The following is a 15,678-nucleotide window of genomic DNA, read 5'->3' as shown; positions in this document are numbered from 1 at the left end:
TGCCCAGGAAGAAGCCTGCGATGACCGCCACTGCCGCCCCGCTCGACTTGCTGTTGCTGCCAACCTGGCTGGTACCGGTCGAACCCGCCGGCGTGGTGCTCAAGGAGCATGGCCTGGGCATTCGAGATGGGCGCATTGCATTCATCGGGCCACGCGCGGCGGCGCTGAAACTGGCGGCCACCGAAGTGCGCGAGCTACCGGGCATGCTCCTCAGCCCCGGCTTGATCAACGCTCACGGGCATGCCGCAATGAGCCTGTTTCGCGGGCTGGCCGACGACCTGCCACTGATGACCTGGCTGGAAAAACACATCTGGCCCGCCGAAGCCAAATGGGTCGATGAAGCCTTCGTGCGTGACGGCACCGATCTGGCCATTGCCGAGCAACTCAAGGGCGGCATCACCTGCTTCAGCGACATGTACTTCTACCCCAAGGTCGCCAGTGACTGCGTGCACAACAGCGGCATGCGCGCGCAAATTGCCATTCCGATCCTCGATTTCCCGATTCCCGGCGCCAGCAGTGCCGATGAGGCGATTCGCCAGGGCATCGAGCTGTTCAGCGACCTCAAGCATCATCCCCGCATCAAGATTACCTTCGGCCCACACGCGCCCTACACCGTGTGCGACGACAACCTGGAAAAGATCCGGGTCATCGCCGAAGAACTCGACGCCGCAATCCACATGCATGTGCATGAAACCGCCGTTGAAGTGCAGCAAGCGATCGAGAGCACCGGCGAGCGGCCACTGGCGCGCCTGAGCCGCCTCGGCCTGTTGGGCCCACGCTTCCAGGCCGTTCACATGACCCAAATCAGCGAAGACGACCTGGCTTTACTGGTAGAAAGCAACACCAGCGTCATCCATTGCCCGGAATCGAACCTCAAACTGGCCAGCGGCTTCTGCCCGGTGGAGCGTCTGTGGCAGGCTGGGGTCAATGTGGCCATCGGCACCGACGGCGCCGCCAGCAATAATGACCTGGACCTGCTGGGCGAAACCCGCACGGCGGCGATGCTGGCCAAGGCCGTCGCCGGGTCGGCCACCGCCCTGGACGCCCACCGCGCCCTGCGCATGGCCACGCTCAACGGTGCCCGCGCCATGGGCCTGGAAAGCCAGATTGGCTCGCTGGAAATCGGCAAGGCCGCGGACATTGTCGCGTTCGACCTGTCGGGGCTGGCGCAACAACCGATCTACGATCCGGTCTCACAGCTTATCTACGCCACCGGACGCGATTGCGTGAAACACCTTTGGGTCGCCGGCAAGCAGTTGCTCGACGACCGGCAACTGACCCGCCTGGATGAACAACAGTTGACCGCCACGGCCATTGCCTGGGGCCAACGCATCAGCGGCCACCGCGAATAACGTCGGCGTTGAACCCGCGTTCAACGCCGACAAACCGATTATCAGCTTCAGAGGAACCACCATGAGCAACGTCGACCACGCCGAAATCGCCAAATTCGAAGCCCTGGCTCACCGCTGGTGGGACCGTGAAAGCGAATTTAAGCCCCTGCACGACATCAACCCACTGCGGGTCAACTGGATCGACGAGCGCGTCAACCTGGCCGGCAAGAAGGTCCTGGATGTCGGGTGCGGCGGCGGCATCCTGAGCGAAGCCATGGCCCAGCGCGGTGCCACGGTGATGGGCATCGACATGGGCGAAGCGCCTCTGGCCGTGGCCCAACTGCACCAACTGGAATCCGGCGTGAGCGTGGAATATCGCCAGATCACCGCCGAAGCCCTGGCCGAGGAAATGCCCGAGCAGTTCGACGTGGTGACGTGCCTCGAGATGCTCGAACACGTACCGGACCCGTCTTCGGTGATCCGCGCCTGCTTCCGTATGGTCAAGCCCGGCGGCCAGGTGTTCTTCTCCACCATCAACCGCAACCCCAAGGCTTACCTGTTCGCGATCATCGGCGCCGAATACATCATGAAGCTGCTGCCGCGCGGCACCCATGACTTCAAGAAATTCATCCGCCCGTCCGAGCTGGGCGCGTGGAGCCGCCAGGCCGGCCTGACCGTCAAGGACATCATCGGCCTGACCTACAACCCGCTGACCAAGCACTACAAGCTGGCCAGCGACGTCGACGTCAACTACATGATCCAGACCCTGCGCGAGGAGTAAGCCAGTGAAGTTGCGAGCGGTTCTCTTCGACATGGACGGTACGCTGCTGGACACCGCGCCGGACTTTATCGCCATCTGCCAGGCCATGCGCGCCGACCGTGGCCTGGCGCCGATCAACCCCGAACACATCCGCGATGAAATTTCCGGTGGCGCCCGTGCGATGGTCGCCGTGACCTTCTCGATGGACCCGGAGTCGCCAGGTTTCGAGGAACTGCGCCTGGAATTTCTGGAGCGCTACCTGAAGGGCTGCGCGGTTCACAGCCGCTTGTTCGACGGCATGGCCGAGCTGCTGGAAGACATCGAAAAGGCCCACCTGATCTGGGGCGTGGTCACCAACAAACCCGTGCGCTTCGCCGAACCGATCATGCAGCAATTGGGCCTGGCCGAGCGCTCGGCCGTGCTGATCTGCCCGGACCACGTGACCAACAGCAAACCAGACCCGGAACCGATGATCCTCGCATGCAAGATGCTCGGCCTCGACCCGGCCAGCGTGCTGTTCGTGGGCGATGACCTGCGCGATATCGAATCCGGCCGTGACGCCGGCACCCGCACGGCGGCGGTCACCTACGGCTATATCCACCCGGACGACAACCCGCGCCACTGGGGCGCGGATGTGGTGGTGGATCACCCGCTGGAATTGCGCAAGGTGCTGGATAACGCGTTGTGCAGTTGCTGATGGCTCACCGATCCAACTGACCGATGAAGCCCCAAATGTGGGAGGGAGCAACCCCCTCCCACATTGGATCTTCAGTGTTTTCAAATTCGAGGTTATTTATGTTTGATTACTCCGCCCCCCCAGATCTGCTCAAAGGCCGGGTCATCCTGGTGACCGGCGCCGGTCGCGGGATTGGCGCGGCAGCGGCGAAAACCTATGCCGCTCATGGTGCCACCGTGCTGTTGCTGGGCAAGACCGAAGCCAACCTGGCGCAGGTGTATGACGAAATCGAAGCGGCGGGCCACCCGCAACCGGTGGTCATCCCGTTCAACCTGGAGACCGCCCTGCCCCATCAGTACGATGAGCTGGCGGCGATGATCGAAAAAGAATTCGGCCGCCTCGATGGCCTGTTGCACAACGCCTCGATCATTGGCCCGCGTACGCCGATCGAGCAGTTGTCTGGTGAGAATTTCATGCGGGTGATGCACATCAACGTCAACGCGATGTTCATGCTCACCAGCACTTTGCTGCCGCTGCTCAAGTTGTCCCAGGATGCGTCGGTGGTGTTCACCTCCAGCAGCGTCGGGCGCAAGGGCCGTGCGTATTGGGGGGCTTACGGTGTGTCGAAGTTTGCCACTGAAGGCTTGATGCAAACCCTGGCCGACGAGCTTGAGGACGTGGCGGCGGTGCGCGCCAACAGCATCAACCCAGGCGGTACGCGCACCAGCATGCGGGCCCAGGCGTATCCGGGAGAAAACCCGATGGAAAGGCCGGCACCGCAAGAGATCATGCCGGTATACCTTTACCTGATGGGGCCGGACAGTACCGGCATCAATGGGCAGGCGTTTGATGCGCAGTAAACCCTGACACCACCGGAACAACAGGTGGGAGGGGGCTTGCTCTCGATAGCAGGGTGTCAGTCACTGCATCTGTGACTGGCTCACCGCTATCGGGAGCAAGCCCCCTCTCACATTTTTTTACAGCGGTGCTTCCTAGTTTTTTACCACTTCTTCAAGCGTGAAACGGCCGAGCGGGTTCTGCAGGAAGTGACTCACATTCTTGCGTGAGATATTGATGTACGGGCTGTAGTACAGATCGATCCAGTTCACATCCTGTTTGGCCAGTTTCTGCAACTCCACATACATCTGCTCGCGCTTGACCGGGTCGGCCTCGATGCGCGCTGCCGCGACCAGGTCCTTGACCTTGTCGTTCTTGTAGCGGGTCATGTAGTTCTGGTTGGTGTCGTGGCCCAGCACGAAGGTGGTTTTCTGGTCCGGGTCGAGGATGTCGTTGGTCCAGTACATCACCGAAATATCGTATTCACCGTCCACCAGCATCTGCCAGCTTTGGGTTGGGTCGACCTTTTGCAGGTTGGCGGTGACGCCGACCTTGGCCAGCTGATCCTTGATGATCACCGCAATCTGCTCGTCGGCTTCGTTGCCGGCGTTGACCACGTAGTTCAGCTTCAAACCCTCGGCGCCGGCAGCGGCCAGCAATTTCTTGGCCTCGGCCGGGTCGTATGGGCGTTGCAGGTTGTTGGCGTAGTGGTACAGCGAGCCTTTGGGAATGTAGGAATAGGCCACGGTGCCTTGACCATAAGTGGCGGTCTTGACCAGCGATTGTTTGTCGATGGCCATGTCCAGCGCCTGACGCACTTCGGGTTTGGCCAGCAGGCCGTGGGCGTGGTTGATCAGCAGGTGATCTTCACGGGTGGACGGGTCGGCATGGATCACCACGTTCTTGTCTTTCTTCAATTCGTCAACCCGCGAGAACGGTACGAAGATCGCCGTGTCGAGTTCGTTGTTCTGCACCATGCGCATGCGCGTGTTGTCATCGGTCACCGAGACCCATTCCACGCCGTCGAGGCTGACGTTCGTGGCCTGCCAGAAGTTCGGGTTTTTCTTGAGGATTACCCGATCGCCCTTGCGCCACTCATCCACGGTAAACGCCCCGGAGGTCACCGGGTTTTCCGAGTAGGCGTCTTCGCCCATTTTGGTCATGGCTTTTTCCGACAGGATCGACACGGTCGGCGACGCCAATTGCGAGAGAAAGGCGACCGCCGGGGTCTTGAGGGTCACCACCAGGGTTTTCGCGTCTGCGGCCTTGGCCGTATCGATCAGGTTGAAAGGGTCTGCCCACAGCGAGGCTTTGTTATCGCGGATGCGCAACAGGCTGAATGCCGCGTCATCAGCAGTGATCGAGGTGCCGTCGGAGAACTTCGCGTCGCGCAGTTTGAAGGTGTAGGTCAGGCCGTCCTTGGAAATCTCCCAGCTTTGCGCCAGGCCCGGCACCATCTTGGTGCCCAGGTTATCCACGCGGACCAGGGTGTCGTAGACGTTGGCGAACACCCAGGTATCGCGGTTCTGCGCGCTTTTGATCGGGTCAAACGTGGTGCTGTCTTCACGGCAGCCGATGGTCAAAACGCCAGCGGCCTGGGCCAGGCCGGCAGTGAGGGACCAAGCGGTCAGCGTGGCGGCGGCGAGCAACTTCAAGTGGCGCGATTGCATGTCATAACTCCTTGTTTATGGACGGCAGAAAGGGTCAATGGCTCTTCAAGCACGCAACTGTACCGATGCTCGTGCAGAAAATGGGTCGGCGGCAACACCACGGAACACATGGCGCGCGCATAGCCGCAACGCGGGTGAAAGGCACAACCGGTGGGTAAGTTCAGTGGGCTGGGCGGCTCGCCCGGCAAGGGCTCGGCAGGCAATGGCCGATGCGGATCGATCTGCGGAATCGCCTGGATCAACGCCGCCGTGTACGGATGACGCGGTGTGGTGAACACCGCCTCCACCGGGCCTTCCTCGACGATCTTGCCCAGGTACATCACCGCCACGCGGTCGCACAGGCGCCGCACAATGGCCAGGTCATGGGCGATGAACAGGATCGCCAGGTTCATACGCTGTTGCAGTTCCAACAGCAGGTTGATGATCTGGCCCTGGATCGACACATCCAGCGCCGCCACGCACTCATCGGCGATGATCAGGCGGGGTTCTACCGCCAGGGCCCGGGCGATACCGACGCGCTGGCATTGCCCGCCGCTGAGGGAGCCGGGTTTGCGGCCGGCCAACTCAGGGCGCAGCCCCACCAACTCCAGCAGTTCATTGACGCGGGCGGGAATGTGCTCTGCGGTCACTTTGCGCTGCACGCGCAAAACTTCGGCGATGGTTTCGCCAATGGTATGGCGCGGGTTCAGCGCGGCGTAGGGGTCCTGGAAGATCATTGCCGTTTCCTGGCGCAGGCGCGTGATGTCGATCGCGCTGCCATGGGCCATGTCGACCCCGTCGAACAGCACCTGCCCGGCGCTGATCGGGTTGAGGTGCAAAATCGCGCGGCCGAGGGTGCTTTTGCCGCTGCCGGACTCGCCCACCAAGCCGAGGGTTTGGCCTGCGGCGAGGTTCAGCGAAACCCCGTTCACCGCCCTCACCCACTGTTTGTTCAGGCCCAACAGGCCAGTGCCGGACGCGGCAAAACGTACCTCCAGGTCCTTGATCTGCAACAGGCTCATGGGCGCGCTCCCAACGGATAGTGACAAGCCACCCGCACGCCTTCAGGCAAGCGTTCGGTACACAAGGCGCCGACCTGCGGGCAGCGCGGGTTGAAGCGGCAGCCGGCGGGTAATGCATCGAGCAAGGGCGGTTGGCCGGCGATGGTGCGCAACAGGGCGTGGCCGCTGCTGTGGGCCGGCTGGCAGTCGATCAGGCCAGCGGTGTAGGGATGTTGCGGATGCGCCAGTACGTCGTACTTGTTGCCGTGCTCGCACAGGCGCCCGGCGTACATCACCGCGATGGAATCACAGGTTTGCGCCACCACGCCGAGGTCGTGGGTGATCATGATGATCGACAACCCGTGCCGGTCACGCAGCGCCAGCAACAACCGCAGGATTTGCGCCTGCACGGTCACATCAAGCGCCGTGGTCGGCTCGTCGGCGATCAATACCTTCGGCTTGCAGCCCAGGGCCACTGCGATCATTGCGCGTTGGCGCATGCCGCCGGAAAACTCGTGAGGGTAGTTGTCGACCCGCGCCTGGGGGTCGGGAATACCCACTTGGCGCAGCACGTCGATGGCCGCCAGGCGTGCGTCTTTTTTCGACGCGCCTTGATGCAGGCGAATACCTTCGGCGATTTGTTCGCCGATGCGCATCAGCGGGTCCAGGTGGCTGCTGGGGTTCTGGAAAATCATGCCCAGTTGCCCGCCACGCACCGCGCGCATGCCGGCCTCGTCCAATTGCAGAAGGTCCTGGCCGGCCAGGCGCACCGCCGCGCCTTGTACCCGCAAACCGGGCGACGGCAGCAGGCGCATCAGGCCACGACAGGCCATGGTCTTGCCCGAGCCGCTCTCGCCCACCAAACCAAGGATTTCGCCTTCGGCCAGGTCAAACGACACGCGGTCGACCAGGGTCACATCGCGCCCGGCATTGTTGGCGATCACACTCAGGTCGCGCACCTGTAACAGGCTCATGAGCGCTCCCCCAACACTTGCGCCACGCCATCGGCCAGCAGGCTGAAGCCCATGGCCAGGGTCACGATGGCCAGCCCCGGAAAAGTGCAGATCCACCACGCAGTGGTAATAAACGCCTGCCCTTCGGCGACCATGGTGCCCCACTCGGCGGTGGGCGGCTGCACGCCGAGGCCCAGATAACTCACGGCCGCGCCATTCAGCAGCACCAACACCGCATCCGACATGGAAAACACAATCGAGCCAAACAGGGCATTGGGCAGCAAGTGCCGGAACAGGATGCGCCCATGGCCAAAACCCAGGCTCTTGGCGGCCAGGGCGAAGTCGCTTTCCTTGAGCACCAGGATCTGCGAACGGATCAGCCGTGCATACGAGACCCATCCCACCAGCGCCATGGCGATATAGAAACTCTTCAAGCCCGGGCCGAGGATGGCCATGATCGCCAGCATCAGCACCAGGAACGGGAACGCCAGGACCACATCGATCACACGCATGCAGAGGCTGTCGAAACGCCCGCCGATATAGCCCGACACCGCGCCGATAAAGGTGCCGATCATGAACGGGAAGATCACCCCGATAATCGCCAGTTGCAGGTCGATGCGCGCGCCCCAGATCACCCGCGACAGAATGTCTCGGCCGTAGTTATCGGTGCCGAATGGATGGGCCAGGTGAGGGCCGAGCAAACTGATATCGGTGTTCTGCGCAATCGGGTCATACGGCGCAATCCACGGCGCAAACAGCGCGAGGCCAAACCACGCCAGCAGGATCGACAGCCCCCACGCCGCCGTCAGCCGACCATTGCGAAAACCAAAACGCAGACGCAAGCGCCAAGGGGCAATCAGTGGGCGGCTGCTCATCGCATATTCACCCGCGGGTCGAGGGCCACGGTCGCCACGTCCGCGAGGAAGTTGACCACCACCGTCGCGCAGGCCAGCACCATGGCCACGCCCTGCACCACCATGTAATCGCGGGTAAAGATGCCGCGGACCAATAGCTGGCCAATACCGGGAATGGCAAACAGGCTTTCAATCACCACCGTGCCGCTGATCAGCCAGCCGATATTCACCGCCAGCAGGTTGACCGCCGGCACCAGGGAGTTGGGCAACACATGCCGGCGAAACACCGCTGCCTCCGACAACCCGCGCGCCCTGGCCGCAGTGACGTGATCGGCCTGCAACTCCATCAACATGCTCGCCCGCAGGTTGCGTACCAGCACCGCCGACAGCGCCAGCGCGATAGTCAGGCACGGCAACACCATGTGGTGCGCCTTGTCCAGCCAGGTGCGCCCGTAGCCCGACACAGGGAACAGCCCCCATTGGACACTGAGCAGCAAAATCAGCATCAAGCCCAGCCAAAAGGCCGGCATACCCAGGCCAACGGTGGTGAACACGCGGATCAGGTTATCCGCCCAGCGGCCTTGGTTGCGCGCGGCCAACGTCGCCAATGGCAGCGCAATCAGCAGTGCCAGCAGGACACTGCCGAGCACCAGCACCAAGGTCGGTTCGATGCGGGTGACGATCAGTTTCAAGGCGTCGACCTTGTACAGCAGCGATTGCCCGAGGTCGCCCTTGAGCAGGTTCTTCAGGAAGTAGAAATATTGCAGCCACAACGGCTGATCAAGGCCGTACTGGGCGCGGATTTTCAGCAAGGCATCCGGCGTGCTGCGTGAACCGAGCAAGGCGCGCGCCGGATCGCCGGGGATCGAGCGCACCAGCACAAAGGTGATCAGGCTGATGCCAAACAGCACCGGCAGCAATTGCAGCGGCCGGGACAGCACAAAACGGTAGCGCGCCAGGTTCATCGGTCAGCCTCGATGACGAGCGAGAAAGTCGAGCAGCACCGGGAAATACGCCTGGGGTTCTTCATAAAACGGCATATGGCTGCTGTTGGGAAAGACGTGCAATTGGGCGTGTCTGGCGGCCATTTTCATGCGCATGGCGCAGGCGGGGGTGAGTTCGTCGTGCTGGCCGGTGGTGATCAGTATGGGCATGGTGAAATCGGCCATCTCCTTGAGGCGGTTCCAGTCCTTGAGGTTGCCGACGTAGAGAAACTCGTTGGGGCCCTGCATGGTTTCGTACGGCCCCATGTTCCAGTCGCCGAGGGAGCGTTTGACCGGCTCGGGCCACTCATCCAGGCGGCACACGTGGCGGTAGTTGAGCAAGGTGATTGCGGCCTGATACTGCGGGTGGTCGAGGGTACCCATGGCTTCGTGGCGTTGCATCATGGCCACGGTTTCGCTGCCCAGCGCGCCGCGCAGGCGTTCGAGCTCCTGGGACAGGTGCGGAATGTCGCCGACGGTGTTCTCGAGGATCAGGCTTTTGAGTGCGGCGGGGTAATAAATGGCGTATTCGATGCCCAACCAGCCACCCCATGAATGCCCAAGCAAATGCACGCGGCCCAGACCGAGGGCCTGGCGCACGGTTTCGACTTCTTCGACATAACGGCGGATTTCCCACAGGGAAACATCGGTCGGTCTGGCTGATGCGCCCGTGCCAAGCTGATCGAATGCAACCACTCGCAGGTTATGGTCCTTGAGCCAGCCATGGGCGTCGCGCAAGTAGTCACACGGCAAGCCCGGCCCGCCGTTGAGGCACAAGAGCACCTCATCGCCTTCGCCAAAGCTGTAGACCGCGAGGTTGTGGCCGTCGACTTGCACGGTGTACCGCTGGTCGGGGGCAATTTCACGCCACATGCATACATTCCTTGTGTTATCGGCCTGGTGGGTAGTGGCCGTTTACCACGCCAACACTACCGAGGATGCCGTGCGTCCATAACCTAGTATTTCTTATAGGTTTGGCCTGGCTGTCCTTCGCCGGGGCGTGGCATTCTACTTGCAGGAAGTCGAGATTCAAATGAATTCGGGAGCAGAACGGATGCTGGCCAAGCTAACTGCCGTCAATAATCGTCTGATGCCGGGCAGGAGCCTGGACGAGCAGATGGACAACGCTTTTATCCTCGCCCAGCAGTTGGGTTTCGATGCCTTGGTGTATGACTACACCCCGGTGCCGATCGATCAGGATGGTGCATTGATCACCCCCTCGGTGCTGGAACTGCGCAATACACCGCCAGGCTGGCACACCTTGTGGTGCAGCGAAGGTTTTTACCAGATAGACCCGGTGCAGCATCTGGCCCTGAGCACGGTGTCACCGTTTGTGTGGTCCTACGAAGCCAAGGCCGATACCCCGCTGCAGAAGATCATCGACCCCTGCCACGCGCCAGTTTCAACCTACCTGCACGACCAGCAACTGACCTGCGGCGTGAGTGTGCCCATCCACCTGCCCCGCGGCGGTTTTGCCTCGTTGACCGGCCTGCGCACCGGCAAGGCCCAGACCGTGCTGCAAGAGGCGCAGCACACGTTGTCGGATTTCAGCCTGATTTCCCACGCCTTGCAGGAAGCGGCCTACCCGTTATTCAGCAAGGAACTGCGCACCTACCCACATATCCACCTGACCAAACGCGAACGCGAATGCCTGAAATGGGCGGCCGAAGGCCTCACCGCCGCTGAAATCGCCACGCAGTTGAGCCGGTCACTGGCCGTGGTCACCCTGCACCTGGCCTCGGCGATGCACAAACTGGGCGCCAAAAACCGCGTACAGGCTGTGGTTCGCGCCACCCATTACCGCCTGCTCGACGACTGACTCCTCGGCAAAACCTAGCTGTTTTGCTAGTTACTTAAATGTTGCCGGCGGATTATCGTGCCCCTGATCGTTTTCTTCAGAGCAGGGTACGAAATGGAGTTCATCGAAAAGATCCACGAAGGGTATGCAACGTTCGGCGCCTACCAGACCTGGTACCGCGTCACCGGCGACCTGGCCAGCGGCCGCACGCCGTTGGTCATCATCCACGGCGGCCCCGGTTGCACCCATGATTACGTCGACGCCTTCAAGGATGTCGCCGCCAGCGGCCACGCCGTGATCCACTACGACCAACTGGGCAATGGCCGCTCCACGCACCTACCCGATGAAGCCGCGTCTTTCTGGACCGTCGACCTGTTCCTCAAAGAACTGGACAACCTGCTGGATCATCTGCAAATCAGCGACAACTACGCGATCCTCGGCCAGTCCTGGGGCGGCATGCTCGGCAGTGAACACGCGATTCTGCAACCTAAGGGGCTGCGCGCGTTTATCCCGGCCAACTCACCGACCTGTATGCGCACCTGGGTCAGCGAAGCCAACCGCCTGCGCAAATTGTTGCCAGAAGGCGTGCATGAAACCCTGCTCAAGCATGAAGCCGCCGGCACCTACCAGGACCCGGAATACCTCGCCGCCTCGCGAGTGTTCTATGACCAGCATGTGTGCCGCGTCAATCCGTGGCCGGAAGAGGTGGCGCGCACTTTCGCCCAGGTCGACTCGGACCCCACGGTGTACCACGCGATGAGCGGCCCGACCGAGTTCCATGTGATCGGCAGTTTGAAGGATTGGAAATCCATTGGCCGCCTGTCGGCGATCAAGGTACCAACCCTGGTGATTTCCGGTCGGCATGACGAGGCTACACCGCTGGTGGTCAAGCCGTTCCTGGATGAAATTGCGGATGTGCGCTGGGCGCTGTTTGAAGACTCCAGCCACATGCCCCATGTGGAAGAACGCCAGGCGTGCATGGGCACAGTGGTGAAGTTTCTGGATGAGGCGTGTCCGGTGCCGCACGCAGAGCGCAAGGCCGGCTGAGTTCAATGTGTGGGAGGGGCGTGCCCCTCCCACACATTCAGACCTCGGAGGTCTCAGGTTTCGATGCGTGCCTTGAGGCTTGCTCCATCAACGGAATCTCCTTGCCCTCGGCATCGAACAACTTGCCGCCCCTGAAATAGTCCCCATCACGCAGCGCCGCCACATCGTGGAAGCACAAGCTGCGCTCGGTCCCCGCCACAAACACCGACTGCTGGTCCGAGTTGCCCGCCGTGAAATGGTTGAACGCCAGGTTCAACGCTATCGCCATGATCGCCGACGAACTGATGCCCGAATGGAAAATGGTCGCGAACCAGCTGGGGAACTGATCATAGAAACTTGGCGCGGCGATAGGAATCATGCCGAAACCAATGGACGTGGCGACGATAATCAAATTCATGTTGTTGCGGTAATCCACCTTGGACAAGGTGCGAATACCGCTGGCCGCCACGGTGCCGAACAGCACAATCCCGGCGCCGCCCAGCACTGACGTCGGCACTGCCGCGATCACCCGGCCCATGAACGGCAGCAGGCCGAGGATGACCAGAAACAGACCACCGGTGGCGACCACAAAGCGACTCTTCACCCCGGTCACCGCCACCAGGCCGACGTTCTGGGCGAACGCGCTCTGGGTGAACGAACCGAAGATCGGCGCAAACATACTCGACAGCATATCGGCGCGAAGGCCGTTACCCAGGCGTTTGGAGTCGACCTTGGTGTCGATGATTTCGCCCACGGCCAGGATGTCGGCAGAAGTTTCCACCAGGGTCACCATCACCACGATGCACATGGAAATGATCGCGGCGAGGTGGAAGGTCGGCATGCCGAAATGGAAGGGTGTGGGAAAACCGAACATCGGCCCCTGGGTCACGCCGGAGAAGTCCGCCATGCCGAGCAACACCGCAATCAGGGTGCCGATCACCATCGCCAACAGGATGGACAAGCGTGAGATGGTCGCGCTGCCGATCTTGCTTAGCAGCAGCACCAACACCAGCGTCAAGGCGGCCAGGCCGATATTGGGCATGCTGCCGAAATCCGCCGCGCGGCTGTTGCCGCCCATGGCCCAGCGCGCCGCAACGGGCATCAGGGTCAGGCCGATGGTGGTGATCACGATACCCGTGACCAAGGGTGGGAAGAACTTGGTGATCCTGGAGAACACCGGCGTGATCAGCAGCCCGATGAACGACGCAGCCATCACCGCCCCGAGAATCGCAGGCACCCCGCCAGCACCGTCGCTGCCGACAATCGCGACCATGGTGGCCACACCGGCAAACGACACGCCCTGCACCAGCGGCAACTGACACCCAAAGAACGGCAGGCCAAGGGTTTGCAACAGGGTGGCCAGGCCACCGGCAAACAACGACGCGGCGATCAACAAGCCAATATCCGCTGGGGATAACCCAGCCGCCTGGCCAACGATCAGGGGTACCGCGACGATGCCGCCGTACATGGTGAGCACATGCTGCAGGCCGTAAGCCATGTTGGCGGCGACGCCAAGATTCTCATCTTCCGGCCGCTGCGGTGACGCCTTCGGGATAGTCATGGTGAGGGGTTCTCTGTTTTTGTTGTGCGGCCACTGTATGCAATGTGAGGACTAGATGTCCATAGAGTTGTATACAATCAACCGAACAAGATACCCTCCATCGGCGTTACAAAAACCACTCGGCCGCGATGAGCCAGAACGCCAAAGGACCTAGAACAATGAAAAAGGCATTACAGGGCGCCACCGTTGCACTGACCCTCCTCGGCGGCGGCGAGGCCGTTGCCATGGAATGGATGAACAACAGCGTCGGCTTTCGCTACGGCCAGCAATTCACCAATCCCAATAACCCCGACGACTTCAGCAAGCGCATCTACAGCTTCACCCACGCCAGCGGCTACCGCTACGGCAGCAATTTCCTCAACCTGGATGTGTTCCTGTCCGACAGCCGCGACCCGCGCAAGGGCACCGACCATGGCGGCAGCGAGGTGTACGCGGTGTATCGGCACCAGCTGTATGCCTCACGCGTCTTCGACATGCCGCCGGGCACCGGGCTGATCAAGGATTACGCGTTGACCCTGGGTTTTGATGCCAACCGCAACAACAACTTCGCCTCGGCCAGAAAACGCGCGCTGGTGTTTGGCCCCACGCTGAAATTCAACAGCGTCGGTGTGCTGGATTTGAGCCTGATGTACTACAAGGAAAAGAACCACACCGGCATCCCCGGCGCGCAAGAATCGAACCACACGTTTGATGACACCTACCTGCTCAACCTGACCTGGATGCGCCCGTTCGAGATCGCCAACCACGCGGCTAAATTCCAGGGGTTTATCAATTACGTCGGGGAAAAAGGCGAGGACTATCATGGCCGTGACACGGCGCCGGAAGCGCTGATGCGCACGGCGCTGATGGTGGCGGTGCGGCCAGGCAAGAGCGTGAAGCCGAACCTGTACCTTGGGGTAGGTTATGAATACTGGCACAACAAGTTCGGTGTGGACGGTGGCCGGGGGAGCCGCACCTCCACGCCGACGCTGAACATGGAAGTGACGTTCTAGCGATGCACTTCATTCACTCAATCCACATGTGGGAGGGAGCAACCCCCTCCCACATTTTTACGCATTCTCAGTTCAGGCATTGGCCAGTTCGGCGGGGTCCGCCTTCGGCCGCGCCAGCCAATAGCCCAACACCGCCAACGGCGCAGTCGCCAGCATCACCATCACCGTGATCAACAACGGTTGTTCGATCATCGATGACACCAGCAGGCTGCTGAGGAAGCACAGCCCCAACTGCAAGGTGTTTTGCAGTGCTGCGGCCTTGCCGGAATTTTCCGAAAAGGGCATCAGCGCATTCGCTACCACGATCGGGTAACTGGCGCCGTTGACCAGCGCCATCAAGCAGAACGGAATCAGTAAGGTGGTGAGGGTCGGCACAGTCCAGGTGGCGACCATGTACAACGCCACCATGCTGATGCAGTAAGCCACCAGCAGCCAGGGCAGTAATGTCTTGCCCTGGAAACGCTGCAAGGCACTGCGACAACTGTAGCCACCCACCAGAAACGCCAGGGTTGGCGGCACATAGCTCAGGCCGATGTCATTGGGGCTGTAGCCCATGTCGCCAAGGATGAACGGCGAAGCCGTCAGCCAGGCGAAGAAACTGGCGGAGCAGGCGGCGAAGATCATCACGTTGCCGCTGAACACCCGAGACCTGAACAACTGCGCATAACCGAGGCGCGACGGCGTATGCGTCACATTTTTTGGCGTACGGCGCAGGCACACCGTCGGCAGCAGCAACAGCAGCGACACCCCCAGCAACACCCCGAAAATCGCCTGCCACCCCAAGTGATTCAGCACCATCGCGCCCAACAGCGGCGCCAGGGCGGGCGACAGTGACATCAACGGCATGATGCTGGCGAACACCCGGTGCGCCTTGTCGGCCGGGTAACGATCAATCACCAACGCTTGCCAGCTCACGGCAGCCGAGCACACACCAATCGCCTGCAGAAAGCGCAAGGCCAGGAGCAGCGGCGCCGTCTCGACCCAGAACATACCCGCGCAGGCCAGTACGAACAGACTCAACCCCACCAGCAAAATCGGCTTGCGCCCCAGTCGGTCGGACAACGGCCCCCACAACAACTGCCCCAACGCAAAACCGGCGAGGAAGATGCTCAAGCTGGCGCCCACCGCGCCAGCGCCGATCTGCAATTGCTCGCCCATGGCGCCGAACGCCGGCAAGTACATGTCCATGGCGAGATAACCAAGCATGCTCAGCCCCGCCAGGTACCAAGTGAACCCAAAAGAATTTTTCATCGAAAC

The 15,678-nt window shown here is 61.4% G+C and carries 15 protein-coding genes; 7 read left to right on the top strand and 8 right to left on the bottom strand.

The window, feature by feature from the left end:
• Positions 1-20: 20 nt before the first annotated feature.
• From AB4O25_RS26475 to AB4O25_RS26460, 4 genes are all read left to right on the top strand, one after another.
• Complete coding sequence (locus AB4O25_RS26475; protein ID WP_068933594.1) at positions 21-1,352, top strand: TRZ/ATZ family hydrolase; 1,332 nt, start codon at positions 21-23, stop codon at positions 1,350-1,352.
• A 61-nt stretch (positions 1,353-1,413) separates the two neighbouring features.
• Positions 1,414-2,112 carry a bifunctional 2-polyprenyl-6-hydroxyphenol methylase/3-demethylubiquinol 3-O-methyltransferase UbiG gene (gene ubiG / locus AB4O25_RS26470; RefSeq protein WP_003172645.1) on the top strand — a complete coding sequence of 233 codons (699 nt, stop codon included), beginning with the start codon at positions 1,414-1,416 and terminating at the stop codon, positions 2,110-2,112.
• A gap of 4 nt (positions 2,113-2,116) precedes the next feature.
• Positions 2,117-2,788, top strand: a complete 672-nt coding sequence (mupP, locus tag AB4O25_RS26465; protein ID WP_017526604.1) for an N-acetylmuramic acid 6-phosphate phosphatase MupP — start codon at positions 2,117-2,119, stop codon at positions 2,786-2,788.
• A 98-nt stretch (positions 2,789-2,886) separates the two neighbouring features.
• Positions 2,887-3,627 carry a YciK family oxidoreductase gene (locus AB4O25_RS26460; RefSeq protein WP_460150162.1) on the top strand — a complete coding sequence of 247 codons (741 nt, stop codon included), beginning with the start codon at positions 2,887-2,889 and terminating at the stop codon, positions 3,625-3,627.
• Between the two features lie 132 nt (positions 3,628-3,759).
• Here the strand turns inward: AB4O25_RS26460 and AB4O25_RS26455 are convergent, their stop codons facing one another.
• From AB4O25_RS26455 to AB4O25_RS26430, 6 genes are read right to left on the bottom strand one after another with little or no spacing between them, the layout of a single operon-like run.
• A complete protein-coding gene (locus tag AB4O25_RS26455) occupies positions 3,760-5,274 on the bottom strand; it encodes an ABC transporter substrate-binding protein (RefSeq protein ID WP_065877018.1) in 1,515 nt (504 codons plus the stop codon).
• Positions 5,256-6,275, bottom strand: coding sequence for an ABC transporter ATP-binding protein (locus AB4O25_RS26450; RefSeq protein WP_065877019.1), 1,020 nt, complete (start codon positions 6,273-6,275; stop codon positions 5,256-5,258). Before AB4O25_RS26450 ends, AB4O25_RS26455 begins: the two co-directional genes overlap by 19 nt.
• A complete protein-coding gene (locus AB4O25_RS26445) occupies positions 6,272-7,228 on the bottom strand; it encodes an ABC transporter ATP-binding protein (protein WP_026067158.1) in 957 nt (318 codons plus the stop codon). Before AB4O25_RS26445 ends, AB4O25_RS26450 begins: the two co-directional genes overlap by 4 nt.
• Positions 7,225-8,082, bottom strand: coding sequence for an ABC transporter permease (locus AB4O25_RS26440; protein WP_017526607.1), 858 nt, complete (start codon positions 8,080-8,082; stop codon positions 7,225-7,227). The genes AB4O25_RS26445 and AB4O25_RS26440 overlap by 4 nt, the downstream gene beginning before the upstream one ends.
• Positions 8,079-9,026 (bottom strand): ABC transporter permease, encoded by a 948-nt coding sequence (locus AB4O25_RS26435; RefSeq protein WP_017526608.1) that lies wholly within the window; start codon positions 9,024-9,026, stop codon positions 8,079-8,081. The genes AB4O25_RS26440 and AB4O25_RS26435 overlap by 4 nt, the downstream gene beginning before the upstream one ends.
• Positions 9,027-9,029: 3 nt before the next feature.
• Complete coding sequence (locus tag AB4O25_RS26430) at positions 9,030-9,917, bottom strand: proline iminopeptidase-family hydrolase (RefSeq protein ID WP_017526609.1); 888 nt, start codon at positions 9,915-9,917, stop codon at positions 9,030-9,032.
• Between the two features lie 181 nt (positions 9,918-10,098).
• Between AB4O25_RS26430 and AB4O25_RS26425 the strand changes: the two genes are divergently transcribed.
• Together AB4O25_RS26425 and AB4O25_RS26420 are read left to right on the top strand one after the other, a co-directional pair.
• Positions 10,099-10,863, top strand: a complete 765-nt coding sequence (locus AB4O25_RS26425) for a LuxR family transcriptional regulator (RefSeq protein WP_017526610.1) — start codon at positions 10,099-10,101, stop codon at positions 10,861-10,863.
• Between the two features lie 93 nt (positions 10,864-10,956).
• Positions 10,957-11,889, top strand: coding sequence for a proline iminopeptidase-family hydrolase (locus tag AB4O25_RS26420; RefSeq protein WP_017526611.1), 933 nt, complete (start codon positions 10,957-10,959; stop codon positions 11,887-11,889).
• 37 nt (positions 11,890-11,926) lie between these two features.
• Here the strand turns inward: AB4O25_RS26420 and AB4O25_RS26415 are convergent, their stop codons facing one another.
• Positions 11,927-13,429, bottom strand: a complete 1,503-nt coding sequence (locus AB4O25_RS26415) for a nucleobase:cation symporter-2 family protein (RefSeq protein ID WP_017526612.1) — start codon at positions 13,427-13,429, stop codon at positions 11,927-11,929.
• A 158-nt stretch (positions 13,430-13,587) separates the two neighbouring features.
• On the opposite strand from AB4O25_RS26415, the gene AB4O25_RS26410 reads away from it, so the two are divergent.
• Positions 13,588-14,421, top strand: a complete 834-nt coding sequence (locus AB4O25_RS26410) for a hypothetical protein (protein WP_017526613.1) — start codon at positions 13,588-13,590, stop codon at positions 14,419-14,421.
• 72 nt (positions 14,422-14,493) lie between these two features.
• Here AB4O25_RS26410 and punC read toward each other — a convergent pair whose 3' ends face one another.
• Positions 14,494-15,672, bottom strand: coding sequence for a purine nucleoside transporter PunC (punC, locus tag AB4O25_RS26405; RefSeq protein WP_460150161.1), 1,179 nt, complete (start codon positions 15,670-15,672; stop codon positions 14,494-14,496).
• Positions 15,673-15,678 lie beyond the last annotated feature (6 nt).

The sequence above is a fragment of the Pseudomonas sp. S3_A03 genome, from assembly GCF_054668275.1.
Note: the sequence above shows the minus strand (reverse complement) of the source record. Positions and strands in the feature narration are given on the sequence as shown.